The organism is Pseudomonas sp. S11P7, assembly GCF_023195435.1.
GTDB classification, from domain to species: domain Bacteria; phylum Pseudomonadota; class Gammaproteobacteria; order Pseudomonadales; family Pseudomonadaceae; genus Aquipseudomonas; species Aquipseudomonas fluorescens_G.
The window spans coordinates 2,009,822-2,036,430 of record NZ_JALPKS020000002.1; the positions used below are offsets into that span (position 1 = coordinate 2,009,822).

At 58.9% G+C, this 26,609-nt stretch carries 23 protein-coding genes and 4 pseudogenes; 18 read left to right on the forward strand and 9 right to left on the reverse strand.

The window, feature by feature from the left end:
* The first annotated feature begins 26 nt into the window (after positions 1 to 26).
* The 3 genes and pseudogenes from M0746_RS09385 to M0746_RS09395 all read left to right on the forward strand — a co-directional run bounded on the left by M0746_RS09385 (position 27) and on the right by M0746_RS09395 (position 1,466).
* A pseudogene (locus M0746_RS09385) lies at positions 27 to 901 on the forward strand (LysR family transcriptional regulator).
* A pseudogene (locus M0746_RS09390) lies at positions 902 to 1,114 on the forward strand (GNAT family N-acetyltransferase); the annotation flags it as partial.
* 34 nt (positions 1,115 to 1,148) lie between these two features.
* Positions 1,149 to 1,466, forward strand: coding sequence for a DUF6966 domain-containing protein (locus tag M0746_RS09395; RefSeq protein WP_258448926.1), 318 nt, complete (start codon positions 1,149 to 1,151; stop codon positions 1,464 to 1,466).
* A 120-nt stretch (positions 1,467 to 1,586) separates the two neighbouring features.
* On the opposite strand, the gene M0746_RS09400 is transcribed toward M0746_RS09395, so the two are convergent.
* The 5 genes and pseudogenes from M0746_RS09400 to M0746_RS09420 form a co-directional block, all read right to left on the reverse strand.
* Entirely contained in the window at positions 1,587 to 2,099 is a 513-nt protein-coding gene (locus M0746_RS09400; protein WP_258448927.1) for a hypothetical protein, read from the reverse strand.
* Between the two features lie 84 nt (positions 2,100 to 2,183).
* Positions 2,184 to 3,479, reverse strand: coding sequence for an OmpP1/FadL family transporter (locus M0746_RS09405; RefSeq protein WP_258448928.1), 1,296 nt, complete (start codon positions 3,477 to 3,479; stop codon positions 2,184 to 2,186).
* A 91-nt stretch (positions 3,480 to 3,570) separates the two neighbouring features.
* Complete coding sequence (locus M0746_RS09410) at positions 3,571 to 4,239, reverse strand: DUF3313 domain-containing protein (protein WP_258448929.1); 669 nt, start codon at positions 4,237 to 4,239, stop codon at positions 3,571 to 3,573.
* A 90-nt stretch (positions 4,240 to 4,329) separates the two neighbouring features.
* Entirely contained in the window at positions 4,330 to 6,360 is a 2,031-nt protein-coding gene (locus tag M0746_RS09415; RefSeq protein ID WP_258448930.1) for an alkyl/aryl-sulfatase, read from the reverse strand.
* Positions 6,361 to 6,813: 453 nt separating this feature from the next.
* A pseudogene (locus M0746_RS09420) lies at positions 6,814 to 7,230 on the reverse strand (LysR substrate-binding domain-containing protein); the annotation flags it as partial.
* 120 nt (positions 7,231 to 7,350) lie between these two features.
* Between M0746_RS09420 and M0746_RS09425 the strand changes: the two are divergent.
* Positions 7,351 to 8,361, forward strand: a pseudogene (locus M0746_RS09425) (zinc-dependent alcohol dehydrogenase family protein).
* A gap of 221 nt (positions 8,362 to 8,582) precedes the next feature.
* Here the strand turns inward: M0746_RS09425 and M0746_RS09430 are convergent.
* Entirely contained in the window at positions 8,583 to 9,014 is a 432-nt protein-coding gene (locus M0746_RS09430) for a bleomycin resistance protein (RefSeq protein ID WP_258448931.1), read from the reverse strand.
* A 73-nt stretch (positions 9,015 to 9,087) separates the two neighbouring features.
* Positions 9,088 to 9,579, reverse strand: a complete 492-nt coding sequence (locus M0746_RS09435; protein ID WP_258448932.1) for a MarR family winged helix-turn-helix transcriptional regulator — start codon at positions 9,577 to 9,579, stop codon at positions 9,088 to 9,090.
* Positions 9,580 to 9,828: 249 nt separating this feature from the next.
* Here M0746_RS09435 and M0746_RS09440 point away from each other — a divergent pair, with 249 nt between their 5' ends.
* The 14 genes from M0746_RS09440 to M0746_RS09505 all read left to right on the forward strand — a co-directional run bounded on the left by M0746_RS09440 (position 9,829) and on the right by M0746_RS09505 (position 22,239).
* The gene (locus M0746_RS09440) at positions 9,829 to 10,257 is read left to right on the forward strand and encodes a RidA family protein (RefSeq protein WP_258448933.1); all 429 of its coding nucleotides are present in this window, start codon (positions 9,829 to 9,831) and stop codon (positions 10,255 to 10,257) included.
* Between the two features lie 29 nt (positions 10,258 to 10,286).
* Positions 10,287 to 11,204, forward strand: a complete 918-nt coding sequence (locus M0746_RS09445) for a DODA-type extradiol aromatic ring-opening family dioxygenase (RefSeq protein ID WP_258448934.1) — start codon at positions 10,287 to 10,289, stop codon at positions 11,202 to 11,204.
* A gap of 39 nt (positions 11,205 to 11,243) precedes the next feature.
* Entirely contained in the window at positions 11,244 to 12,059 is an 816-nt protein-coding gene (locus M0746_RS09450; protein WP_258448935.1) for a DODA-type extradiol aromatic ring-opening family dioxygenase, read from the forward strand.
* A gap of 198 nt (positions 12,060 to 12,257) precedes the next feature.
* A complete protein-coding gene (locus M0746_RS09455; protein ID WP_258448936.1) occupies positions 12,258 to 13,730 on the forward strand; it encodes a 2-hydroxymuconic semialdehyde dehydrogenase in 1,473 nt (490 codons plus the stop codon).
* Entirely contained in the window at positions 13,727 to 14,509 is a 783-nt protein-coding gene (locus tag M0746_RS09460) for a 2-keto-4-pentenoate hydratase (RefSeq protein WP_258448937.1), read from the forward strand. The genes M0746_RS09455 and M0746_RS09460 overlap by 4 nt, the downstream gene beginning before the upstream one ends.
* A 10-nt stretch (positions 14,510 to 14,519) precedes the next feature.
* Positions 14,520 to 15,290, forward strand: a complete 771-nt coding sequence (locus tag M0746_RS09465) for a 2-keto-4-pentenoate hydratase (protein ID WP_258448938.1) — start codon at positions 14,520 to 14,522, stop codon at positions 15,288 to 15,290.
* A gap of 4 nt (positions 15,291 to 15,294) precedes the next feature.
* A complete protein-coding gene (locus M0746_RS09470; RefSeq protein WP_258448939.1) occupies positions 15,295 to 15,726 on the forward strand; it encodes a RidA family protein in 432 nt (143 codons plus the stop codon).
* Positions 15,727 to 15,789: 63 nt separating this feature from the next.
* Positions 15,790 to 16,743: an acetaldehyde dehydrogenase (acetylating) gene (locus M0746_RS09475; RefSeq protein WP_258448940.1), complete on the forward strand. Its 954-nt coding sequence runs from the start codon at positions 15,790 to 15,792 to the stop codon at positions 16,741 to 16,743.
* Positions 16,740 to 17,759 carry a 4-hydroxy-2-oxovalerate aldolase gene (gene dmpG / locus M0746_RS09480; RefSeq protein WP_258448941.1) on the forward strand — a complete coding sequence of 340 codons (1,020 nt, stop codon included), beginning with the start codon at positions 16,740 to 16,742 and terminating at the stop codon, positions 17,757 to 17,759. Before M0746_RS09475 ends, dmpG begins: the two co-directional genes overlap by 4 nt.
* Positions 17,760 to 17,881: 122 nt before the next feature.
* Entirely contained in the window at positions 17,882 to 18,799 is a 918-nt protein-coding gene (locus M0746_RS09485) for a SphA family protein (RefSeq protein ID WP_258448942.1), read from the forward strand.
* Positions 18,800 to 18,858: 59 nt separating this feature from the next.
* On the forward strand, positions 18,859 to 19,749 hold the full coding sequence (locus tag M0746_RS09490; RefSeq protein WP_258448943.1) for an alpha/beta hydrolase: 891 nt from the start codon (positions 18,859 to 18,861) through the stop codon (positions 19,747 to 19,749).
* A gap of 135 nt (positions 19,750 to 19,884) precedes the next feature.
* On the forward strand, positions 19,885 to 20,418 hold the full coding sequence (locus tag M0746_RS09495) for an alpha/beta hydrolase (RefSeq protein ID WP_258448944.1): 534 nt from the start codon (positions 19,885 to 19,887) through the stop codon (positions 20,416 to 20,418).
* Positions 20,415 to 20,810: a hypothetical protein gene (locus M0746_RS09500; protein ID WP_258448945.1), complete on the forward strand. Its 396-nt coding sequence runs from the start codon at positions 20,415 to 20,417 to the stop codon at positions 20,808 to 20,810. The genes M0746_RS09495 and M0746_RS09500 overlap by 4 nt, the downstream gene beginning before the upstream one ends.
* Positions 20,811 to 20,892: 82 nt before the next feature.
* Complete coding sequence (locus M0746_RS09505) at positions 20,893 to 22,239, forward strand: OprD family porin (RefSeq protein ID WP_258448946.1); 1,347 nt, start codon at positions 20,893 to 20,895, stop codon at positions 22,237 to 22,239.
* A gap of 115 nt (positions 22,240 to 22,354) precedes the next feature.
* Here the strand turns inward: M0746_RS09505 and M0746_RS09510 are convergent, their stop codons facing one another.
* Together M0746_RS09510 and M0746_RS09515 are read right to left on the reverse strand one after the other, a co-directional pair.
* Positions 22,355 to 23,476 (reverse strand): SMP-30/gluconolactonase/LRE family protein, encoded by a 1,122-nt coding sequence (locus M0746_RS09510; RefSeq protein ID WP_258448947.1) that lies wholly within the window; start codon positions 23,474 to 23,476, stop codon positions 22,355 to 22,357.
* A 212-nt stretch (positions 23,477 to 23,688) separates the two neighbouring features.
* Positions 23,689 to 26,400 carry an AAA domain-containing protein gene (locus M0746_RS09515; protein WP_258448948.1) on the reverse strand — a complete coding sequence of 904 codons (2,712 nt, stop codon included), beginning with the start codon at positions 26,398 to 26,400 and terminating at the stop codon, positions 23,689 to 23,691.
* Positions 26,401 to 26,609: the final 209 nt, after the last annotated feature.

A 26,609-nucleotide genomic window follows, 5' to 3' on the forward strand; every position in this document is an offset into this window, starting at 1 on the left:
ACACTTCGTTTCAAAAGTGGAACACCATGAACCTCAACGCTTTGATCGATTTCATGCTCATCGCCACCAATGAAGGGCTCGGCAAGGCGAGCCGCGCGAGCGGCACGTCCAAGGCGACCCTGTCGCGACGCATCGCCGACCTAGAGGAACAGCTCGGCGTCAGGCTCATCGAACGCAGCGCCCGCGGCCTCAAACTCACCGAGGCCGGCGCGCTGCTGATGGGCCGGGCCGAAGGCCCGCTGAGCGAGCTAAGCGAAGCCCTGTCCGCAGTCCGCGAAGGCGTCGCGACACCGCGCGGCCGCCTGCGCATCGCCGCCCCCATGCTGTTCTCGCAACTGGCGATGGGCCGCCTCAGCGCCGAGTTCTGCGCGCTCTATCCTGAAGTGGAAATCGAAGTGATCGCGGACGATCGCCAGGTCGATCTCATCGAAGAACGCTTCGACATCGCCATCCGCGTCAACCCCAAACCCGACAGCAGCCTGGTCGGCCGCTGCTTCGTCAAAGACCGCCTGGTGGTAGTCGCCGCGCCCGATCTGGCGAAACCGTTGCGGGGCACCATCAGCCCCGTGCCAGCCGTTGTCACGACGACTTTCCAGCCGACACGCTGGCGCCTCGATGATGGCGTGCTGGAGTTGGAGCCGGTCGCGAAGATGCGCTTTTCCTCGTTATTGATGGTTCGCGATGCAGCCATTGCCGGCGCGGGCGTGGCGCTGATTCCGCAGTCGATTGCCGGGGCGCAACTGGCGCGGGGGAGTTGGTGCAGTGGGGCGTGGTATCGGGGGTAGAGCCTGAATTGTGGGTGCTGCACACGTCGAGGCGATTGGCGGCGCCGAAGGTGAGGGCGTTTGTGGACTTTTTGTGTGGGCGGTATGTGGATGGGGCGTTGGTTTTGAGGGGGTAGGCGCAAGGATCGGGTATAGGCTCTGTCGTTCTCACTCAGATTTTCAAAGTGGCGGATGCGGCTGCGCTCCCCATCAAAGTTGGTGCTCTCAAAGAAAGCGCTTCGAATCGCTTTTATATCCGCCATGGCTTCCAGTTCGTCGAAAGCAGTGAATTCGATAATTATTATTTGCGTCAGAGCGTTCCGGCGGCTGGATCCGGGGCTCGTAGATAATTCATAAAGTTATTGGACGGGGTTGATAAATAGAATGGGACCGAAAACCGAGGAACTGATCAGCGTTCTTGAGCAGCTCGCAACTCTGCTTGAAAACGATGGAGATACTCATTGGAGTCTGTGGATGCGAAAGGCACAGGCACGTCTGCTCGGCTCTGATTATTCCGGGATTACCTACTTGTTGTCAGCCTATGGAGGCATGGGTTCATTCAATGATCTCGTTCTCGGGCAGAGCTATGACGGTGGCGTGTTTTCCTGGAGGCCCGGCCACGTTGAGTTGAACCAAAGATTCGATAAATTACGCAGTGATGCTGCGCAGCTCGCCGATGCCATAAAGCGCTCGCAATGCTGACAACTTTTCGCCACCTGACAGCTTGCCTGATTTCTTCGTTCGATCCCGACTTGTAACTTCCCAATCGTCCACCCATCGCCGAGGGAGTCGAGCAGTGATGCGCCGTAAGCCGTTCGAGATTTAGCGCTGTATAGGCGCAAGCGGCCCCACGAACATCACCTTTAGCCGATCCTTTCCGATGACGCGAGCCAACTCGGCGATAACGCAATACATGAATATCAGCGTGATGAGCAATATCTGCACCGCCCAAAAACGCGGCCAGTTCATCGAGGCCCAGAGCAGCGAGTTCGCTTCCATGAGGTTTGGCGCTTCTTTCCAGAAGTCGTAAAGCCGTTCCAGATAGTGGACGATCAACGCCACTAATGCATACATGAGCGTTTTCCAGATGACGTTCCAGATCAGCGGTTTATTGGGGAAACGGTTGATGAACGGCAGCATATCCGCGACCAGTACCGACTTTCCGAGTATGAGGGATGCGATCAGCACCGAGGCTGAAACCGGAAGATCGACCCCCGAGCCCTTGATCATGAGTGAGCGGATCAACGCGACTATATGCAAGATAACGAAGAAGAAAACGGTGGGCGGAAGCACCTTCATGAATTCATGTTTGACCTTGCTCATCATCGCGTTCATTACGGCGTTCCTTTACAAATCAGACATCCGGTTTGCCAAGACAAGCAGTGTTCAAGCACTCAAGGCGTAATTTTTCAATCGCGCTCAGAACCGCCACGTCGCACCCCCACCGATGATGTGCAACGCGGCGTTTTTGTAAGTGCCTGATAAGGTTGTGCCCGAACGCGACTTGGTCTGATCCACGTCCATGTCGCCTAGCCACACAAGTGTGTAAGCCGCGTGTAAGTCCAGCCCTTCGTCGACCTGGTAATTGATCCCGGTCGCCACCCGCCAAGCTTCGCCCATCGGGTTATCGACGGTCCGGTCCTTGTCATCCACGGCGGAGCTGTCATAGCCCAGACCCACGCTCCAGCGCAGGCGCGGCGTGGCCTGATATTGACTACCGATCGAGGCGTGCCAGGTGTCTTTGTATTGGCGGTTGGCGGTTCGACTGACGTCGGTGGCACTGGCGTCGACCTCCACGCCGATTTCGCCGAACTCACTCCAGTCCTGCCAGCCGAGGCTGGCGAGAAGTTTCCATTGTGGATCAAGGTCGTGGGCAACACTGAGCAGCACGGTTTGCGGCACCGACATGTCAAGTTCCAGTGAGTCGACATCCAGACGTCGCAGTGCGGCATTGATGATCGGATTATCGACTTTGCGCACGCTCGGGCTGTCCTTGAATTCCAGATCGATCTTGCTGGTGTAGGCCAGGCCAATCTGCGTGCGTTCGCTCAAGCGATAGAGCAGGCCAAGATTGATGCCGGCACCGACGTCGGTGTCCTTGTATTCAAGCTGACCATCTGGACTGTCGCGCAGTCCGAGCAGGTTATTGTTGATCGCCGTTTCGTTGCGGTAATAGGCGTACATGATGCGCGGACCGATGCCAACGGACAGATCATCGGTGAACTTGTGCGCCAATGTCGGCTGGAACGACACACCAATGATCGCCGCTTCCTGGTTGAAGTAGCGGCCGGCCCAATCGTCATCGTAATCCAGCGCCAGGCCGAAGTTGCCGTACATGCCAAAGCCGATGGCCGAGCGATCATCGATCTGGTGGCTGACGAAGAAACTGGCGCCCGGCAAGTACTGCAAGGCGTTGCCGCCTTCGTTGCCATCGAACTGGTTGTTGCTGTCCCGGGAGAACCGCATGTCACCGAGGATCAACTGCCCATTGGCGCTGATCTGCGTGCCACTCAGCTCCGTGAGGCCGGCGGGGTTGCTCATGAGCACGCTGGGATCGGTGGCCAATGCCGCCGCCCCCGCATTGGCAAGACCGTTACCTTCCTGGCCAGCCTCGTAAATCAGAATGCCCCCGGCCCAGGTATGGCCGCTGAACAAGCCCAGGCTGAATGCCAGGCAAGAACCATGAAACCGGCGAGCGTAGCGGCTTGTGTGCATGACGCGTCCTCTGCGAAACCTTGACCCAAACGCCTTTCGTTAGAACGGCCACCCGTCTCGGCGAGCGAAGGTCAGGTGGCCGTGATCAGCGCTATTTTTTCAACTGTTCATAAGACTTGACCATGTCTCGCGCCCAGACATCGAGCACCGCTTTGAAGTCATTGGCCTGCAGCACCTGCGCGGAGTTGTCGAGGTCAGCGCCGGCGCCCTTGCGCACTACTTCGGCGACCAGTCGGTTGTCACTTCCATCGAGAAACGCGGCTTCGGTCGCCAGGCTGGTGTCCTGATCACGAATGCCGGTGGCGGCGCTGACGCCCGCGGCCACCAGGGCAATCGGAATCACTTCATACGCACGCAGCCCCTTGGTCTTGGCACTGGCCGCGGTGATCGCCGGACGGACCACCAGCACGCCCGGCCCTGGGCCGCTGGCGAGCGGAAGCGCACTGGAAAACGCATTTTTCAACGTTTGATCGTAATACTGGGTGATGCCATTGAGGGTCTTTTGCGGAATCTTCGCGGTAGGCTGCGGCTTGGGAAAGAGCTGACTGGGTTCGACGTAAACGCTGGTGAATTGGCTGACATCGACTTTCGGATCAATCCAGCGCATGACGGCTGCACCCGAAGGAGATTTCTCCTCTTTCAGGATGCTGTAGTCGCCGAGAAATCCGGAGTACTGCTCGGGGTCCACGTACTTGCTGGCACAGCCGGCAAGGGCCAGAGACAGCGCACACAACGGTAAAGCGAGTGCCTTGAATCGCATGAGAACGCTCCATTGTCGAAATACGGGTGACGCGGGTCTGCGGCAGCGTTTTGAATCGTTACCGCAGACCGACATCAACTGACTCGGTCGTTACGGTGTGACGATGTTGAACCAGAAATCGAAGTCATCCATGTACGACACCAACTCCTCGAGCTTGCCTTGGGTGCCGTCGACCTTGATATCACCCTTGGCCAAAGCGTCCTTCAACGTGGTTTCTTTGAGCACTATTTTGTTCAGGGTGTCGCGGGTCAGGGTCACTTTGGCGTCAGCGTCTTTGCCTTCAACGCCTTCAGTGTGGTTAAGCACGCCGTTCTCCATTTCCACCGAGTATTTTTGCTTCAGATCCGTGAAATCGAAGTTGAGCGACAAACGCTTGCCATCGGCTTTCGGACCATTGAGGCGCATGGCCAGGAAATCGAAGAACAGATCGAGATCCATCGCGCGAACAGTGTCGGGACTGGCCGTGTCCGGAGTAGGCAGTTTCCTCACGCCATCGCGAAGTTCCTGTGCACCGGTGAGGTAGAAATTGCGCCATGGGCCGCTTTCGGCCTGGTAACCCAGTTGCTCAAGCGCATCGGCCTGCAGATTTTTCGCTGCCTGGTTGCTCGGGTTGGCAAACACCACATGGTTGACCACTTCGGCGACCCAGCGGAATTCGCCTTTATCCATGTACGCCTTGGCCTTTTTGAGTACCTCATCTTCGCCGCCCATCATTTCCACGTAATGTTTGGCGCCTTCCTCCGGCGGCAATTCATTCAACGTGGCCGGGTTGCCGGTAAACCAGCCCAGGTACAGCACATAGGTGGCTTTGACGTTGTGGTTCACCGAACCGTAATACCCTCGGTTGGAGAACTTGTTGGCAATCTCCTTGGGCAGTTTGAACTGCTCGGCAATCTCCACCATCGTGTAACCCTTGTTGATCATGCGCAGGGTTTCATCGTTGATGTAGCGGTACATGTCGCGCTGGGAAGACAATTGCTCACGCACTTCCTTGTTGCCCCAGACTGGCCAGTGGTGCATGGCGTACATAACCTGAACATCGTCACCCCACAGTTTCAGTGCTTCGTTGAGGTACTTGGACCATGGCAGCGGTTCGCGGATCTTCGCGCCGCGCAGCGAGTAGGTGTTGTGCAGGGTATGGGTGGAGTCTTCGGCGGTGTTGAGCGCCTTTTTCTCCTTGATGTAATAGAGCATTTCCGCCGGTGCTTCACTGCCGGGCGCATACAGGAACTGATAGGTCAGCCCGTCGATGACGTGGGTTTCACCGGTAGTCTTGATGATGTCGGTCGGCGGGATCAGCGTCACGGTACCGGCCGAGGTGGTGGTGCCCAGACCTGCGCCCAACTGGCCGGTCGCCGAAGGGGGTAAAAGGTTGCCGTACATGTAGCTGGCCCGACGACTCATGGCGGTGCCGGCCATGACGTTTTCGGCCACGGCGTGTTCGACAAAGCCCAGAGGGGCGTACACCTTGACCTTTCCAGCCTTGACGTCATCCTCGTTGATCACCCCACGCACGCCACCGTAGTGATCGACATGGCTGTGGGTGTAGATCACCGCTACTACGGGTTTTTTCGGCCGGTGCTGATAGTAAAGATCGAGGGCGGCTTTCGCGGTTTCGGTGGAAATCAACGGGTCAAAGATGGTGATACCGTCCTTTCCCTCAACGATTGTCATGTTCGAAAGATCGTAGTTACGCACCTGATAGATGCCATCGGTGACTTCGAACAAGCCTGAGATATTGATCAGTTGCGACTGACGCCACAGGCTGGGGTTGGTCGTGTCCGGTGCCGCCTCATCTTCCTTGATAAAGGCATACTTGGCCGGGTCCCAAATGACATTGCCCGAACTGCCTTTTATGACGGTCGACGGCAGTGGAGCAATAAAGCCTTTGTGTGCCAGTTCGAACGAGGTCTTGTCATTGAACGGCAGCTCATTGAGCAACGCATTGTTCGCCGCCTTGGTGGCTTGCGCAGCCGGCTTGGGCTTTTCGCCGTCAGCCGCGAAGGTTTGCGAAGCCAATCCTATGGCCGCCACCAGAGAAAACGCGGCGCCAGCCAGTTTCAACGACCGCCATTCCCCTCGTGATTGACGTTTCACTGTCGACTGAATTTCCAAGCCCATCTTCTACGCTCCTTCATAGTAGGAATGCGCTAAGCCTAAAGCGCACGATCAAGCCCATTTGAAGGTAGTAGGAATTCGCAATTGGCCAGTAAAAAACTCGGCCTTTTTCAGAAATCAAATGAAACAAATTTAATCGTGAGTAATGACAAGCTCAGGTTTTGAACGGGTGCCAAGGCTTCGGATCGGATGCCGAAAAGACCGAGTGAATCTTCGAAAGATCAACAGGTTGAAACATTTCTGTACAGCGCTCGTGAATTTGTAAAACATTCAGGCCAATCGAAAACTGCATTCCCGAGCGTTTCGCTTGTTCGCTGTATTGAGGCGACGAGCGGTAATTTTTCTGACAGAGGCAATCCCGTGCAAAACAGTCGCAAAAGGCCATGCCTACGAGACACACGGGTAGCACTGGCGACGACGCGGTGAGTTTGCACGATGGACCCGTTTCAAAAATTCCTAGGATTCCAGCCAGCCAGAAAGATGCGGAAAACGCTGTTGCAGCCACTCGATAAAGACTTGAACCTGGGGCGGCAGATGGGTCCGGCTTGGATACAGCAACGACACAGAGCGAGGCGCTGGTCGATAAGGCTTCAGGATTTCCACCAGGGCGCCACTGTCCAGATGCTCGGCCACGGCGAAGCTTGGCGCCTGAATGATTCCAAGGCCCGAAACGCCGCACTGAACGTACGCATTCGATTCGGTGACGGTGATACCGGCGCTACTGACAAATGTTCGATCCTGACCCTTTATCGAGAAATGCCAGGGCAATGTCCTGTTGCTCTGACCGGATAAGAAGTTGACGCCTCGATGGGAGGGCAGTTCGTCGAGCGTCTTGGGTTCGCCATGCTCGTGCAGATACTCAGGCGCTGCACACAAGAATGGAACAATCATGTCTTTATCCATGCATTTATTGCGGATCGTCAAAGGCGAAGAATCCACCCAAGGCTGAACCGGCTTGGCTCATCACCATTGATATGTATTGGGAGATTCGCAATGAAAGCGTGGTTATTGAAAGATTTCGGACTCGACAATCTGCAGTTGGAGGAGGTGACGACCCCGTAACCCAAGGCTGGCGAATTATTGGTGAAGGTCGGTGCTGTTTCGCTCAACTTTCGCGACAAGGCTATCGTCGACGGCATTTATGAACCGCACTTGGTGCCCAAACCGCTGATTCCCGTGAGCGATGCAGCCGGCACGGTGGTAGCCATTGGCGACAACGTCACGCGCTTCAAGGTCGGTGATCGCGTCAACTCGCATCTTTACTCGCGTTGGCTGGATGGCGAGCCAGGGCCGAACGAACCCGATTACTGCTTCGGTTCGCCGTTGCCTGGCGGTATGGCCGAATACATGATCATTCATGAGGATAGCGGCGTCGGTGCCCCGGGCAACATGAGTGACATAGAGGCGGCAACACTTCCGATTGCTGCGCTCACGGCCTGGTATTCGCTGGTCGACTTCGGACAAATCCAGTCGGGCCAGACCGTATTGGTTCAAGGCACCGGGGGTGTATCAATATTTGCCTTGCAGATCGCTACTGCGCTTGGCGCGAAGGTAATCGCAACGTCTAGTAGCGACCAAAACCTGCAAGCCGTGAAGGCGCTCGGGGCTGTGGCAGGAATCAACTACAGAACGACTCCGAATTGGGCGGACGAGGTGCTGAAGCTAACCGACGGCAAGGGCGTGGATCTGCTACTGGATGTGGCCGGTGGCAGCGGCATCAATCAATCGGTCGCAGCAACCAAGGCATCGGGGCGTATTGCGCAGATCGGCTTTTTGACAGGGCAAACCGTTGAACTCAATCTGATGCCACTGATTTTCCGCCAGACGACCATTCGCGGAATCGCCGTGGCGCCGCGTTCATCCTTTGACCGGATGAACGCGTTTCTCAACGAGCACAAGATCCGTCCCGTTATTGATCAGGTATATCCGTTCGAGGACGCACGGAAGGCTTATGAGCATCTTGCGAGGGGAGCATTTGGAAAGGTCGTGATCAAAATCGCTTGATAGTGTTAAGGCGCCGATCTGGCGCCTTTTTCGTCTGGGTCAGCAAATCGCCTTTGTGCTTTGTTGCATGATCAATCCTGTTTCGCGAAGAGAAGAATCCAGGGACAACCCTTCATTCACATTGAGATGAGTGTGGACGATGAGGCCAAACTGGGCCCTACAGATCCATCTCTCTATATTGGCCTTCCAGGATTGTAAATAGAGCGCAAAAATTTGCCCAATCAAAATTCCCCAACCGGCCGCTCACCCAGCCGTTCCACCAGCCTGACGAGATAACCGTCGGGATCCTGAACGATAAATTCGCGCTGGCCGGCTTCCATATTTGCCGCCCTGTACCAAGTGTCTTGGCATTCTCGAAAGAGCGGAAATCCAGCCCGAGCAAGACGTTCCATGACGAGCGTGACAGCGTCGACATCTATCTGCAGGTTGATCCCTCTCCCGAACGGCTTGCTCAGCGGTGCAGTCAGCCACTGCCCGGCGTCCGGGTCGACTTGCTCAAGCATGACTTGGGCACCGTTTAAATCGAGGTAGGCAAACCCATCTTCGCGGCGTTGATAGGCGATGTTGAAACCAAGGCAGTCAACCCAGAACGCCAAGCTGCTATTCAAGTGGGTGACCATCAGTTCCGGGACCAGTTTGTTACGTTCAAACATCAGATGACTTCCATTTCATATGGCTCGTTTTTCCGAGTCGGTAGATCACCGAAAGCGACCACCGCAGTCCCGGCTACCCCTCATCCACCGGCGCAACCATCATCTTCAGGCACTTCAAAAACAGCGGCCGGTACTCCTCCGGCAGGCGTTCCAGCAGTTTCCTTTCCACATCTGCATCACGCGGCAGCACGCGATCCAGTAGCTCTGCGCCTTCAGTGCCGAGGTACAGCTGATAGGCGCGTTGGTCGGTTTTGGCGCTGGTGCGGATCAGCATGCCGGTGGCACACAGGCGTTTGACCATTTCGGCGACCGTGTTGCGATCCATGAACAGGTGAGCGGCGAGTGCGTTCTGGGTCAGGCCGGGGTGTTGCGATACCACGATCAGCGCTGCTTTCTGTCGCGGGGTGATCGATTCGCCGGAAAACTCCGCATTGAACAGTTCTTCCGCGACGAAGTGCGCCCGCCGCAGCAGGTGGGAAACGATGTCTTCCAGGTGAAACTGGTCGACAAGTGTCTGGCTATGGGAAGAAAGCTTTGCGGGCTCTGGCGTGCGTGTGGATGGCATTGGACGTCCGGTCATTCCTTGCGGTGGCGATCCTTGGGGATCGGTAATAAGTACGTGCACGTACTATTTGTCAGGCAAATCAGCCAGTTAAGTATTGGCGTTCCGTTATGACGATACAAGCCTGAAAATAAGAGCCGTGCACGTGCTGATTTTTTATGAAAACCGTTTTAAAAAGTCGTTGACAGCTCCGATGGCCAGTCATAGCATCGGTCTCGTAAAGGACGTATACGTACTTAATGAGAATAAAAAATGACTTGGTCAGCGACCCCGACAACGGCTGTTACATGGACTCCTCTGGTCAGCCGCGCCTTGCCTGCGCCGCATTTTGCCTATAGCCCTGTGGTGCGGGCCGGCGGCTTCGTTTACGTCTCGGGACTAATCGGTCTCGACCCGGCGCACGGCGGCCTGGTAGACGGCGGTATGGCCGCAGAGGTGCAGCAGATCCTGATCAACCTCAGCGAAATGTGCAAGGAGCTGACGATCGGACTGGAGCAATTGATGTTGGTGCGGATCTATTGCGCTGACTTCAGCCAGTTCGGCGTGCTCAATCAGCATTGGCAAGCCTTCTTCGAAGGGCGCACCCCACCGGCGCGGACTTCGCTAGGGGTTGCGGCGTTGCCGCTGGGGGCGTTGGTTGAAATGGAATTCCAGTTCGCGATTGATTCTTCACTGCCTTGATGCAACACAAAAAGAACAGGAGAAGCGACATGGCAAACGGTGAAATTATCAGCGGGTTTCTGGCCCCTCATCCTCCTCACATTTTGTATGCGGAAAACCCACCCCAGAACGAACCGCGCTCCCAGGGCGGCTGGGAACAATTGCGCTGGGCCTATGAGCGGGCGCGCGCCAGTGTCGAGGCGTTGAAGCCGGATGTATTGCTGGTGCACTCGCCGCACTGGATCACCTCCGTGGGGCATCACTTCATCGGTGTCGAGCACCTGGCCGGGCGCTCGGTCGACCCGATCTTTCCCAACCTGTTTCGCTTCGACTACTCGATAAAATTCGACGTAGAACTGGCCGAGGCCTGCTGTGAAGAAGGCCGCAGGGCAGGGCTGCAGACCAAGATGATGCGCAATCCGCGTTTTCGTGTCGACTACGGCACCATCACCGCACTGCATATGATCCGTCCGCAGTGGGACATACCGGTGGTGTCGATCTCGGCCAACAACACGCCTTATTACCTGAGCATGGAAGAGGGCCAGGTGGAGATGGATCTGTTGGGCAAGGCCACCCGCGAAGCGATCGCCAAATCGGGCAAGCGCGCGGTGCTGCTGGCTTCCAACACCCTGTCGCATTGGCACTTTCATCAAGAACCGGAGCCGCCTGAAGACATGACTCAGGAGCATCCGCAGAGCCAACTGGGCTATCAGTGGGACATGCGCATGATCGAGCTGATGCGGCGCGGGGAAATGCATGAAGTCTTTCGTCTGCTGCCGCAGTTCATCGACGAGGCGTTCGCCGAAGTGAAGTCCGGTGCGTTCACCTGGATGCACGCGGCCATGCAGTACCCGCAACTGGCGGCGGAACTGCACGGCTACGGCACGGTGATCGGCACCGGCAACGCGGTGATGGAATGGAATCTGCTCAAGGCCGGCCTCGCCCGTGCCGTAGCGGAAGCCGCCTGAACCTCGCGACTCGCAGACCTCTTTTCAAGGTGAACAACCATGACGCTTGTATCGGCTTTTCTGGTCCACGGTAGCCCGCTGCCGCAACTTTGCCCCGATGTGCCCAATTGGCAGCGCTTCCAGCAGGCCATGCGACAGGCCGGCGCCGCCTTGCGTGCCTCTCGGCCCGACGTGGTGCTTGTCTATTCCACGCAATGGTTTGCCGTGCTCGATGAGATCTGGCTGACGCGGCGGCGCAGCGAAGACATTCATGTCGACGAAAACTGGCACGAATTCGGTGAGCTGGCCTATGACTTGTATAGCGATGTGAACCTGGCCAACGCCTGCATCGAGGCCTGCCGGGCCCAAGGCGTGAATGCCCGTGGTGCCGATTATCAAGGCTTTCCGATCGACACCGGGACCATCGTCGCCAGCACCGCGCTCGGTGTCGGCAGCCAAGAGCTGCCGCTGGTGGTGGCGTCGAACAACCTCTACGACAACGCCGAAGCGACCGAGAAGCTGGCCGCAATTGCTGTGGCCTGCGCTGCCGAACAAGGCAAGCGCGTGGCGGTGGTGGGTATCGGTGGTTTGTCCGGGAGCCTGTTTACCAAACCCATCGAAACGCAGGACGACCGCATCGTCCACGCCGAAGAAGATGCCTGGAACCGCAAGGTCCTGGCGCTGATCGAGGCGGGCGATGTCGATGCGCTGCGCGAAGTGCTGCCGGCCTACGCCGCCGAGGCGCGGGTGGACATGGGTTTCAAGCATTTCCACTGGTTGCTCGGCGCGCTCGGCGGGCGTTTCCGGGGCGCCACAGTGCATCACTACGGCGCGTTGTATGGCAGCGGCGCCGCTGTCGTGGAGCTCATCCCCTGAGGGGTTGAACGAGCAGGTGCGCGATCTCGCTCGAAACCGCTGCTGAAGCGCGCCGCATCAATCTTTTTCCGTAGACCGTTTGCGTTGCCGGTGCAGCGCAAGCCGTGCATGCCTGTGCCCGCGATTTGTCGGGCCGGGCCTTTGCGAATTCGCGAGCCGGCTGCAGGCTCGCCGTCAGCCGTGTCATTGAGGTCAGTCATGAAAAACTATCGAAATTTTGTCAATGGTCGCTGGGTAGAGAGCCCGCGCACCTTCGAGGACATCAGTCCGGTCGACGGCTCCGTCGTCGCCGTGGTCCATGAGGCTGGCCGCGAGCTGGTGGACGAGGCGGTCAAGGCTGGTCATCGCGCCGTTGCTGGCGCCTGGGGCCGCACCAGCGCCGCTGAACGTGTCGACGTCCTGCGCCGGATCGCCGACGAAATGGAGCGTCGCCAGGCCGATTTTCTCGCCGCTGAAATGGCCGACACCGGCAAGCCGCTGGCGATGGCCTCGGTGATCGACGTACCACGCGGCATCGCCAATTTCCGTACCTTCGCTGATATCCTCGCCACCGCGCCGCTGGACAGCCACCGCCTGGACCTGCCAGACGGTGCCTACGCGCTCAACTATGCCGCCCGTAAGCCACTCGGCGTGGTCGGGGTGATTTCCCCATGGAACCTGCCGTTGCTGTTGCTGACCTGGAAGGTCGCGCCGGCCCTGGCATGCGGCAACGCGGTGGTGGTCAAACCCTCCGAAGACACCCCCGGCACCGCGACACTGCTCGCCGAAGTGATGCAAGCCGCCGGTGTGCCGGATGGCGTGTTCAACCTGGTGCACGGCTTCGGCCCGGACTCGGCCGGCGAGTTCATTTCCCGGCATCCGGATATCAGCGCCATCACCTTCACCGGCGAATCACGCACGGGCACCACCATCATGCGTGCTGCCGCGGAAGGGGTTAAGCCGGTGTCGTTCGAGCTGGGCGGCAAGAACGCGGCGATCATTTTCGCCGACTGCGAGTTCGAGAAAATGATCGACGGCATGATGCGCGCGCTGTTTCTCAACAGCGGTCAGGTGTGCCTGTGCTCTGAGCGGGTCTATGTCGAACGGCCGATTTTCGAGCGTTTCTGCACGGCGATTGCCGAGCGCATCAAGGCGATGAAAATCGACTGGCCGCACGATCCCGCCACCCAGATGGGGCCACTGATTTCGGCCAAGCATCGCGACAAAGTGCTGAGTTATTTCGAACTGGCGCGTCAGGAGGGGGCGACCTTCATCGCTGGTGGTGGCGTGCCGCGCTTTGGTGACCCACGCGATAACGGCGCCTGGGTCGAGCCGACCGTCATTGCCGGGCTGTCCGACGATGCGCGATCGGTGCGCGAAGAAATCTTCGGGCCGATCTGCCACGTGTCGCCGTTCGACAGCGAGCGTGAAGTCATCGCCCGCGCCAACGACACCCGCTACGGCCTCGCCGCCACCATCTGGACCACCAACCTGAGCCGCGCGCACCGCGTCAGCGAGGCCATGCGCGTGGGCATCAGTTGGGTCAATACCTGGTTTTTGCGCGATCTGCGTACGCCGTTCGGTGGCGCTGGATTGTCGGGCATTGGCCGTGAGGGCGGCATGCACTCGCTGAACTTTTATTCGGAACTGACCAACGTCTGCGTACGTATTGACCAGGAGAGTGAGCAATGAGCGAACAACTTCAACGGGTCGCCGATCTGCTCGACCAAGCGGCCACAAGCGGCGAACCAGTGCAGCCGGTGCGTGACCAGTTGGCCTCGATTGCCGACGCTTACCGGGTGCAGCAACTCAACACCCAGCGCCAGGTGCACGCCGGGCGGCGTATCACCGGGCGCAAGATCGGCCTCACCTCGCATGCGGTGCAGCAGCAGTTGGGCGTGGATCAACCGGACTTCGGCACCTTGTACGACAGCATGGAGGTTACCGACGGCGAGTCGATCGCCTGGCCGCGCCTGATGCAGGCCAAGTGCGAGGCGGAAGTGGCGCTGGTGCTGGAGCGCGATCTGGACCGCGAAAATATCGTGCTGAGCGATTTGCTCGCGGCCACCGCGTATGCATTGCCAGCCATTGAAGTGGTCGGTAGCCGCATCGCCAACTGGAACATCAGCATTCTCGACACCATCGCCGACAACGCCTCGGCCGGCCTGTACGTGCTCGGCCAGCGGCCGGTGAAACTTGCCGATCTGGATTTGCGTCTGGCCGGCATGGTCATGGAGCGCCAGGGTGAGCCCGTATCTTTTGGCGTCGGTGCGGCATGCCTGGGTCACCCCTTGAATGCCGCGTTGTGGCTGGCGCGCACGCTGGTCGACATGGGCACGCCACTGCGTGCCGGCGACGTGGTGCTCAGCGGTGCCCTGGGACCGATGGTCAGTGTCGGGCCCGGTGATGTTTTCGAGGCACGCATTCAGGGTCTGGGCAGCGTCCGGGCCTGTTTCGAACCCGCCAATTGAGGTGATCCGCATGAAAATCCAACGTATTGCCCAGCGCCTCGATGAGGCGGCCCGGCTCGCTCAGGCGACCCTGCAACTCAGCGGTGAAGACACCGTCACGCTGGACGAGGCCTATCAGGTGCAACGCCAGTTGATCGAACAACGCCTTGCCCGTGGCGCGCGTCAGGTCGGCATGAAAATGGGCTTCACCAGCCGCGCGAAAATGGCTCAGATGGGTGTTTCCGATCTGATCTGGGGGCGCTTGACCTCGGACATGTGGATCGAGGAGGGCGGCAGCATCGATTTGTCGCGGTATGTGCACCCGCGTGTCGAGCCGGAGGTGTGCTTTCTGCTCGGCAAGCGCTTGCAAGGGCAGGTGACACCGTTGCAGGCATTGGCAGCAGTCGAAGCCGTCGCGCCGGCGCTGGAGGTGATCGACTCGCGCTACCGCGATTTCAAGTTTTCGCTGCCTGACGTGGTCGCCGACAACGCTTCTTCTTCCGGCTTCGTGGTCGGTGGCTGGCAGCGGCCCGACATTGATCTCGACAACCTCGGGCTGGTGATGAGCTTCGACGGCCGCGAGGTGGAGATGGGCAGCACGGCGGCGATCCTCGGCGCTCCGGTGCGTGCGTTGGTGGCGGCGGCGCGCCTGGCTGCGCAGCACGGCGAAGCGCTGGAGCCCGGCAGTCTGGTACTGGCCGGGGCAGCGACGGCCGCCGTGGCGTTGCGTCCGGGCGTCGCGGTGCGTTGTGAATTCCAGCATCTGGGCAGCGTGGCGTTCCAGACGCTGCGCGAGGAGTAATGCCATGAGCGACAAAGCGCAAACCCGTGCCCGCGTGGTCGAGGGCAAAGCCACCCCGTTGGGCGCCTTTCCGCACGTCAAACGCGCCGGTGACTTTCTGTTCGTTTCCGGCACCAGCTCGCGGCGTCCCGATAACAGCATCGCCGGTGCCGAGCCGGATGCCACTGGGCGCGTGCGTCCGTGCATTGAGGTGCAGACCCGCGAGGTGCTGAACAACATTCGCGACATTCTGCGCAGTGTCGATGCCGACCTCGAAGACGTGGTCGAGGTCTGCAGCTATCTGGTCAACATGAACGATTTTGCTCAGTACAACCAGGTCTACGCGCAGTTCTTCGACGCCGACGGCCCGACGCGCACCACCGTAGCCGTGCACCAGTTGCCCCACCCGCATCTGGTCATCGAAATCAAGGCCGTGGCCTATAAGCCATTGCGCTAAACCCACTCATCGAATGCGGGCCGCAGCCGAGGCGGTGGCCTTCACTCGACAGGAGAAGAACAGATGTCATCTGCTCGCATTCCCGTGGCAATCATTGGCTCGGGCAACATCGGCACCGATCTGATGATCAAGATCCTGCGCAATTCCGACTTGCTCGAAGTGGCTGCGATGGTCGGCATCGACCCGAGCTCCGACGGTCTGGCGCGAGCCGAACGTCTTGGCGTACCCACTACCGCAGAGGGTATCGACGGACTGCTCGCGCTGCCCGATTTCAAGAAAATCCGTATCGCTTTTGACGCCACTTCGGCAGGTGCGCACAAGGTGCATGACGCCAGACTGCGCGACCATGGTGTGCGCGTCATCGACCTGACCCCGGCCGCGCTTGGGCCTTTCGTGATTCCGGTGGTGAACTTCGCCGAGCATGCCGAGGCGCCGAACCTGAACATGGTCACCTGCGGCGGTCAGGCGACCATTCCGATCGTGCATGCAGTGGCGAGCGTGGCCCCGGTGTATTACGCCGAAATCGTCGCGGCGATTTCCAGCAAATCCGCCGGCCCCGGCACCCGCGCCAATATCGACGAGTTCACCGAGACCACCTCTCGCGCCATCGTCGAAGTGGGCGGAGCCGCCCGTGGCAAAGCGATCATCGTCCTCAACCCGGCCGAACCGCCGCTGATCATGCGCGACACCATTTACTGCTTCGTGCCGCCGGATGCCGACACCCAGGCAATCGCCGCCGCCGTCGAGGCGCGCGTCGCTGAAGTGCGTCGTTATGTGCCGGGTTATCGACTCAAACAACAGGTGCAGTTCGAGCACTTCGGCGATGACAACCGGCAAAACATCCCCGGCCTGGGCTGGAGCACCGGCATCAAGGTCGCGGTGTTCCTCGAAGTGGAAGGGGCGGGGCATTACCTGCCGGCGTTCGCTGGCAACCTCGACATCATGACCAGCGCGGCGTTGACCGTCGCCGAACGTATTGCCCAAGCGCAACTCGTCGCTGAAGGGGTGGAAAAATGATCGACAAGAACCGAAGAGTCCACGTTTCCGATGTCACCCTGCGCGACGGTATGCATGCCGTGCGTCACCGCTACAGCCTCGAACAGGTAGCAACGATTGCCCAGGCGCTGGACGACGCCGGCGTCGACAGCATTGAAGTTGCGCACGGCGATGGCTTGCAGGGTTCGAGCTTCAACTACGGCTTTGGCGCACACACCGATCTTGAGTGGATCGAGTCGGCGGCGGCGGTGGTCAAGCGTGCCCGCATTGCCACCCTGTTGCTGCCGGGGATCGGCACCGTGCACGATCTCAAGGCTGCCTACGACGCTGGCGCGCGCATCGTGCGCGTGGCCACCCACTGTACCGAAGCCGACGTGTCCCGCCAGCACATCGAATACGCCCGTTCGTTGGGTATGGACACCGTCGGTTTCCTGATGATGAGCCACATGCAAACCCCCGCCGGGCTTGCCGCGCAAGGCAAGCTGATGGAAAGCTACGGCGCGCAGTGCATCTACGTGGTGGACTCGGGCGGGGCGATGAACATGTGGGACATTGCCGAGCGCTTCAAAGCCCTCAAGGACGTGCTCGACCCGGCTACCGAGACCGGCATGCATGCCCATCACAACCTCAGCCTCGGCGTGGCCAACAGCTTGATTGCCCTGGAAAACGGCTGTGATCGCATCGATGCCAGCCTCACCGGTATGGGCGCCGGGGCCGGTAACGCCCCGCTGGAAGTATTCATCGCCGCGGCCGAGCGCATGGACCTGAACCACGGCTGTGACGTGAAAAAGCTGATCGATGCCGCCGAAGACATCGTCCGCCCGTTGCAGGAGCGAGTGGTGCGGGTCGACCGCGAAACGCTCGCGCTGGGTTATGCCGGGGTTTATTCAAGCTTCCTGCGCCACGCCGAAGCGGCCGCCAGCAAATACGGCTTGTCGGCTTTCGACATCCTCGTCGAGCTGGGCAAACGCCGGATGATCGGCGGCCAGGAAGACATGATCGTCGACGTCGCCCTCGACATGCTCAAGAAGACCTGAGGGGCTTATCAGCAAGTTGTTGGACCAGGGCCCGCAGGTGATTCGGGCCTGACCGGGGGCGGCTGCGCTTGTGAAAGGTCAGCGCCTGCCTGGTTCTTTCCGCCAATCAATGGGTAGACACGATGAACAATAACAAGAGTGCGGTAAGCCCATCTCTCGTCACCGCGCGGCTGTTGTTGGGCTGCTCGCTGACCGCGCCGGCCGCGCTGACCCTCGCCACCGAAGGTGGCGGCTCCATGTACCCTATGGGTGCCGAGAACTACTTGTCCGGCGCCATGCCGCCACCGGGTCTTTATGGCACCGTCTATGCCCAGCACTACCGCGCCGATCGTTTGCGCGGCAATGACGGGCGGCAGCTGCCAGTGGACTTCCGCCTGCGGGCCGATGTCATCGCACCGCGCGTCGTGTGGGTCACCGAGCAGAAGGTGTTGGGCGGCAGTCTCGCGTTCCATGCCATCGCGCCACTGGTCCAGCTGAAGGTCTCGCTCGATGGCGCGAGTCAGCGCAAGCGCGAGCTGGGCGACATCACATTCGGTCCCGGCCTGGGCTACCACTACAGTGAAAAAATGCATGCCGCCTATGGCATCGATTTCTTCGCCCCCACGGGACGTTTTGATCGCGACGATCTGGTTAATATCGGCCGTAATTACTGGACCGTGCAACCGGTGGCGGCCTTCAGCTACGTCGATCCGAACGGGCTGAACATCGACATCAAGACGATGTACGACTTCAACCTGCGCAACCACGACACGGATTACCGCTCCGGCCAGGAGTTGCATGCCGACTATGCCATCGGCTGGGGCTTGCGCAATGGCTGGGTGCTCGGTGTGGGCGGCTACGTGTACCGGCAGACCACCGACGACGATGTCCGCGGTGAGCGGGTCGAAGACAATAAAGGCCGCGCATTCGCAATCGGCCCATCGATCAAATACAGCAGTCAGCAGGGTTGGTTCGTGACCGCAAAGTGGCAGCAGGAGCGCGCGGTGCGCAATCGTGCCGAAGGCGACGCCTATTGGCTGAAGCTGGTTTTTCCGTTCTGACCTCTTGCCGAACGATTGCCCATGGCGCTGTCCCCCAAGAATCCCCGGAGCATGCCTGTATGAAAACCCCGATCTATCAACGTTTTACCACGACGGCGCAGCTTGACGAGCAGTACGACATCGAGGCCTCGGTGAAAGACTTCGATGGTTATGTTCAACAGTTTATCGAGCAAAGCCAGATCGCACGCGCCCAACTGCCCAACAGGCTGGATGTGCCTTATGGCCCGACTCTGGACGAAACCTTCGACGTGTTTTTTCCCCAACAGGCAACCCCCGAAACCTTGCGTCCGGCAGTGTTCTTCGTCCATGGCGGTTACTGGCGGGCGACCACCAGCAAGGAGTGGAGCTTCGTGGCGAGGGGCTTGGCCGCACTGGGTGTGGTGACGGTGGTCGAGAACTACACCCTGGCGCCGAAAGTCACCATTGCCGAGATCGTGCGCCAGCATCGCTCGGCCTTCAGCTTCCTGTGGCGCAACGCCGAACGGTTCGGGATTGATCTTGAGCGCATCGTGGTGGTCGGGCATTCGGCAGGTGCCCACGGAGTGGCGGAGCTGCTGGCGACCGATTGGGTGGGTGACTATGGCCTGCCGGCCCAACCCTACCGAAGCGCCATCGCTGTCAGCGGGGTGTTTGACTTGCGTCCGCTGCCGCATACCTTCCTGGCCTCGACGATTGATTTCACCTGGCAATCGGTCGAGTCGCTGAGCCCGATATTGCACATTCCGGCGCGGCTGCCGCCCCTGATGCTGGCCTACGGGCTGCGCGAGACAGACGAATTCCGCCGCCAGACGACTGACTATGCCTGCGCTTGCATTGAGCACGGTGCACCGGCCGAGCTGCTCGCGCTGGACTCAGACCATTTCAACATCCTCGACGACCTGGCGGCAGGCAGCGGACCCATGGTGCAGTGGATCACGCGATGGCTGAGGCTGGACGCCGCTCGAGACTGAATCCGCGAGCGATTTTTGTCTGGTTGTGTCTGTTCTTTTTTGCTCGCTGAGCGCTTTGGCCTGTTCCAACGATGCTCTGCGAAACCGACTCAGAACAACCTGGCTGTCAACTTTCAACACAAGGTAAGGTTCCCAATGAAAAACAAAATTGCAGTGTCGGTATTGCTGGCCTCTGTGGCCTTCGGTCTGCAGGCCGCAGAGAACAACGTTGTCTGCCAAAAACCACTGCCGCTGTCGGCGCCTCAAGATGAATGGTCACTGTTTCAGGAAACGGTAAAACGCGCGCCCGCGGTCATGAGCGATGTGCACCGTGAATATTATGGCAAAGGCCTGGATAACTTTGGCGACCTGCGTTTACCCAAAGGCAAAGGGCCGTTTCCGGTTGTAGTGGTCGTTCACGGTGGGCGCTGGAGCGCTGATGTCAGTCTCGATTACATGGCGCCGGTCGCGGATCTGCTGACCAAGGCTGGCTTCGCGACGTGGAACATCGAATACAGCCGTGTGGGCAGTTATGGCGAATGGCCGAATTCTTTCAAAACGGTCGCTAGCGCGGCGGACAAGTTGCAGGAGCTGGCAAAGACTTATCCGTTGGATTTGAAGAAAACGGTCACCATCGGTCATTCATCGGGGGGCATTACGCGCTTTGGCTGGCCGGTAGAAGCCTGTTGAAGCCGGAGTCTGAACTGTATGCCGCAAACCCGTTGAAAGTCTCCGGCGTGGTCGTGCTTGATGGTGTGGTCGATCTGGCCTGGTATTCGACCCTGCCACGCGGCGATGTTCAGGCCAAGGTATTAGGCAATATTCAAGGTGAGGCGCTACAGAAGCGTTTACAGGAAGTCTCCCCGGCGCAAATGCCGCTGGTAAAAGTCCCGCAAGTATTCATCACCAATCAGAGTGACCGTTTTCCCTCCGTTCGCGATTACGTGAAGCGCGCAACGGCTGCCGGCGTGCAATCGCGGTATGACGCGCTGTGTGATTCCAATCACTTTGCGCCCGTGAACACGGCCAACGCGGAGATGGCGGAGAAGCTGGTCAAGTATGTGTCCGAACTGTCCCGGTAAGGTCTTGGTTAACTGACTATCGGTCGCTTCGTAACAATCCGCTGTCGGCATATAAAAATAATAAAAGTTGAGGGTTATCCCTATGTGGCTTCCTGTAAAGAGTGGAGCTGTGCTGGCGTGTGTCTTGCCAGGCATGCTACTGAGTGTTGAAGCGCTGGCGGACAGTTCCGACAGCGGTTTTTTAAAGGGAAGTTCTCTGACACTGGATACCCGGCACTGGTATTCCAAAGAGATCGGCAGGCGTGACACGGTCTACCGTTATCGTACCGATGACGGGCCTCGGGTTTCGCATGACCGAGTCGCCTGGCAACAGGGCTTCAAGCTGGGCTTTATCTCCGGGTACACACCCGGGACAGTGGGCGTCGGGCTCGAACTCGCTGGGTATTCGGTCGTTGCACTGGAGCGCAACCTTGCTGATGCAGCGGGTGGCAGCAACCGCATGCTGGTCAACAGCGACGGTGATGTTCAGCCGAGCTGGAGCCGCCTGGGTGTTGCCGCGCTGAAGTTGCGAATGGCTGAGTCGGAACTGAAAATCGGCCGTCATCAAGTGGCCAACCCCGTGATGAACTTTTCCGATACACGTACCGTGCCGGCGTCTTTTGATGGATGGTCATTTGAAAACTCATCCATCAAGGGGCTGGTGTTGAAGTCGGGTTATTTCTCGAAAATGGCGCCCCGGTATGCGGCCGGTACAGAGCCTATCGGGCTTCAATATGCAATGCGCCCGGTCAGCAGTGACTGGACCGCCTACGTGGGGGGTGATTACACCAGTGCGGGCGGGTTGCAGAGCAGTATCTACGTTTCACGTATCAAGGATATCTGGGATCGAGAATATTTAGGCCTGAGCCGGGACTTCAAAACAGGGGATATGAAAACGTCCGTGAAGTTGTCGGCTTACAACACGCAATCCAGCGGAAAACAAGAGGCTGGTTATATCGATCAACAGGCCTATGGCCTGGCGGTTACACCCAGCTACAAGAACCATACAGTCGAGTTCGGCCTGCAGAAAATTGTCGGTGATGAATTCTTCGATTACGTCAAAGAGTCGAATGCCATTTCGTTGCCCAACACCATGGTTTCCTATTTCAACGGGCCGAACGAAACCTCGTTTCAGGTGAAATATATCAATGACTGGGCGGCTTACGGCGTGCCGGGCTTCAAAAGCATACTTTGGCATACACGCGGCTGGGGGATTGACGGCACCGGTTACAACGCAGGCCGCAAAGGTGTTTATACGGCTTCACCGCTGCAGGATAACGAGCACCATTACGAAACCGGGGTTTTCGCCAGTTATACGTTCCAGGGAACAGAGCTGAAGGGGGCCAATGTCCTTGCCGGTTACGCCTGGCATCGCGCAAGCAGTCATCAGGTCGAGGGCAACTTCGACGAGCTTCGAGTCATCGTGAAAATACCGGTGTCGTTGTTCTAAGATTTCAACGCATCGTGCTTGGCCTGGTGGATATGCAACCTCCTGCCGCGCCTCTTCGGGTGCGCGGCGGGAGTGTTTCGGCATTCACCCAGGCAATGCGAGATGAACCGCGTTCTTACGCCCCAAACGTAGCCCCCCGCGTATTCACAAACAACGAATAAATCGAGTGACTGCTGGCCATGAACAACCGATTGCCTTCGCGCCCGCCGAAGCACAGGTTCGGGCAGCGTTCGGGTAGCGAGATGTGCCCGATGGCCTTGCCTTGCGGATTGAACACGCGCACGCCGTCGAGTTTTTCCAGGTCGGCTTTCGGGTCGCCGTTGCCGCCCCAGCCGCACCACAGGTTGCCGGCTTCGTCGCACTTGATGCCGTCGATGGCGGCGTAGTCCAGGCCTTCGATGTGTTTGCGGCGTTCGCCCAAGGTGCCGTCGTCTTTCACGGCAATCGCCCAGATCAGGCGATTGGGTTTGGCGCGGCCTTCGACGACGTAGAGGTTTTTTTCATCGGGGGAAAAGCACAGGCCGTTGGGGCCGCTGAGGTCGTCGATCACGCGGGTGACCTTTTTGCTCTCGCCGTCGATGCGGTACACGGCGTGCGGCTGGGTCGGGGTGATTTTGTGGCCTTCGTAGTTGTTGCCGGTCTGGAAGGGCGGGTCGGTGAACCAGATCGATCCGTCACGTTTGCAGACGACGTCGTTGGGCGAGTTGAAGGGCTTGCCGTCGAAGCTGTCGGCCAGCACGGTGATCGTGCCATTGGCTTCGGTGCGGGTGATGCGCCGGCCTTCGCTGGTGGTGGTCGAGCCTTCGCAGACGATCAGCCGGCCCTGGCGATCACGGCACATGCCGTTGGAGAAGTTCGAGTGGTCGCGGTACACGCTGAAGGTGTCGGTGATTTCGTCCCAGCGCATGATGCGGTTGTTGGGGATGTCGCTGACCAGCAAATAGCGGCCATCACCGACCCACACCGGCCCTTCGGCCCAGCGCATACCGGTGGCGAGTTTTTCGACGCTGGCGTTGAAAATCCGCAGCTCCATGAAGCTGTCGTCGAGGATGTGAATCAGCGGGTCGGGGTAGCGTTGACTCAACGGTTCGGCGGCATCGGCGAGTCGGCTCAGGGCGCCGCTGCCGACGGCGGCGAGCGTGGCGGAAACCGCCAGGGACTGTTTCAGGAAGCTGCGGCGGGTGTTGCCTTGCGCTTGATCAAGGCTGTCAGGCAGGGCGGACAGGGATGAGTCCATGTAGCGATCTCCGTGGTTTTATTGTTTTTCGGGAGATGCATTAATACCCTCTGGTAGGACATCGTACAAGTTGCCCATTACGCGAGCGGCGGGGGTTTTTGAATTCGAATCATCTGATTTCCATTCCAGAAGTCTCGTTTTGCCACGCGGTTATGACGCAAAAAGACAAGACTTCGAGGTGGCAGTGCACACACGCGCATGTGCTCAAGTGCTCACGCGCCATTCGCAGGACTCGCCCACTGCCCGACAAAATCGGCAACCTTGCGCGCAATGTCACTCTCAACCGTCCGCAGCCGCAGAACAGGAATGCCACTTTTGGCCAGGATCTCGTTTTTCATGGCGTCCCGAGCTGCCTGCACGGGGTGATCATGGTAGCCACCGTCGACCTCGATCACGCCTACCGGTTGCTTGCCCACTTTGAAATAAATCACCAGATCGCAACTGGCGCGCCTCATGAATGCGCGCTGGGCTTGCGTCCAATAGAGGCCGACCGGCGATGCAAGTTTCTCCAGGCGGATTTGCGTGTGGTACTTCAATGCCCGACACGCCGGGGCTGACAGCGCTTCGCGCAGTAGCTGTGTGGCGATCTGTTCGGACTTATAGCGTGAATCCTCCGGGCGCAAGCGGGCGTTCAGGCGTGCCAGCGACTGGTCATATTCGCGGTACAGCAAGTCGAATGCCGACACCACCGGGGCGCGGACGATGTGCTCGTCCTGCGCGTAGTAACTGATGTAACGGATCAGCGCGGCAATGTGGCCATTGTTGTCAGTGAATACCTCATCGCCAGTCACCAGCGTGAAGCGATTTTTAGCCCGTGAAACGGCCACATTGATCATGCGTGGGTCGTCGACGAAATCCAGGCGTCTTCGCGCCTGGTTGTAGCGTTTTTTGTCCAGCACAGTGGAGAAGACGATCTCGTCGCATTCGCGGCCCTGAAACTTGTGCACGGTGTCCTTGACGAAGTCCGTCGGCAAGTGCGTGTCGGACAGGTTGACTTGCGCGCGGAACGGGGCGATGTAACCGCGACCTTCGCCATCTATTCCCACCGCGTGCTCCTGGTCCTCAAGCACCTTCAGCAACGAGTCGAGTTCGCGCAGGTTGGTGTTCTGCCTGGCGTGGTTGCCCTTGGCTGTCACCACCAGACGCAGGGGCGCTTCGCCCTTGTCCTCGGTCATCGGCACCAGCGCATTGTCGTAGAACTGCTGGTTGCAGAACTGGATGATTCTCGGATGGCAGCGGTAATGTTCTTTCAGCAACGTTCGGGGTAGCGCGTCCTGGAACACCGCAATGCACGATTCCAGCAGGCTGTATCGCTCGCAATCGTAGCCCGCAGCGGGCGCCTCAAGCCCCAAAACCACCGGAATATGCGGCAACTGGCGGTTGTCTCCGACGACAATCAGGTTCTTCGCGCAGCCCAGTGGCAGGATGCCCGGGACGATGTCCTGCAACGAGGCTTCGTCGATGATCACGTAGTCGAGCACCGCTCCCGGCGCGATTGAGTTGACGATGGAGTGCGTCCCGCTGCCAAGGATAGGGAAGCGCTGCACGAAGGCATCGAAATGCTTGCAGTAGGTTTTGACATCGAAGCTGTCAGACGGCGGTTCCTGACGTTGCAGATGTTGCTTCAAATGATGCATGGACGCTGTAGTCAATTCGTTCAGCAGAGTGGTGAAATTCGCCCGTGCCAACGATTCACGGCACGCCCGCAACTGCGCTTCCTTGTCCCGCAAGGATTGGTCGTAATAGTGCATCTGCAATGCGTGGAAAACGGCCATGCGCGTCTCGCCCTCGGCGAATGGCCTGGTGCGCAGGATTCTGAATTTGAACAGCAGCTCGATGCGATCCTTGAAGTGAATGCGCTGCTCGCCGAGGTAAGCCAGGTAGGCCATGAGGTCGGCAGTCTTGCGCGGTGTCAGGCCGTACTTGTCGAGCGAGCCTGTGACCTTCACATCGCTTTCTGCCTGCCACTGCTGCAGGTAACGGCGCTCGATAAGCAGTTCGTCCAGCTCGATCTGCAGTTGTGCCGCCCTGTTGTGATCGTGCAGATGCTGCTTCAAGCGAGTCAGCAACGTCTGAATCTCATCCAGGGATGGTGCCGGTTCGGGCGCGCTTGATGGCCACGCAGGCAGATCGGCGAAAAAAGCCTTGCGTTTGTCTTGGTTGCCAAGCTTGGCGACGAGGTGGCCCAAGCCGTGTTTTTCCAGCTTTTCGTAGACGTTTTCCACGGCAGCATTGTTGTTGGACAGCACGGCTACGGTCTGTCCACGTAACACGATATTGGCCAGAATATTGAGGATCGTCTGGGTCTTGCCGGTCCCCGGCGGGCCCTCGATCACGCTGATTTGCGCGCTGAACGCGCGCTCGACCGCCTGAAGTTGGCTCTCGTTAAGCCCGAACGGATAGATGAGCCCCTGACCCGGTGCCAGCGTGCCGACGCGCCCCGAACAATAGGCTTGCAAGGCAGTGCCAGCGATGGACGGCAGTGATTCGAGCTGGCGCAGCACATTGCCCGCAATCTCACGATCGGTCTTCGATTGCGCCTGATCCTGTCGGGCATTCGCCACGGTGGTGAAGTAGCGAAATACCAGCGAGTCCTTCATTGATGCAGGGGCGGCAAAGCTGATGCCGTCCATTTTGAAGACATAAGGCTTTTTGCCGCCCTGGTAGTGCACGACGGCGTATCGCTCGCCATAAATCGTGGCTTTGGCGATGGGCTTGAGAATCCGGCTACCGGCCTTGTGCAGCATCACATTGGTCAACTCCCGAGTGGGAGAAACCTGGCAATCGCTGAGCGGGTGGCTGGATTTTTCCTTTGAGGGGGAACGACAAGTCAGTTCCAGCGCCTGAGACTGGTCGCTCCAGCGAATCGCCCAGTCGCTGATCGAAGCGGTCTTGTCCTGACCATTAACGTGAATCGAAGCCATCTTCCATATCCCTATGTGCATGACATTCGGCATCCGCGCCGAATACTCCCTTTGCGTGAAGGCGCATATTGCCATCATTGCCTGCAAGGTCGATAGCCAATCATTCCACTGGCAACAATCGACCAACAACGTCTGCTCAAACAACACTTCGTCGGTCCGGCCCCTGACAAACCCAACGAGGTGGAACCGCCGCCTTTGGGGGCGCACCA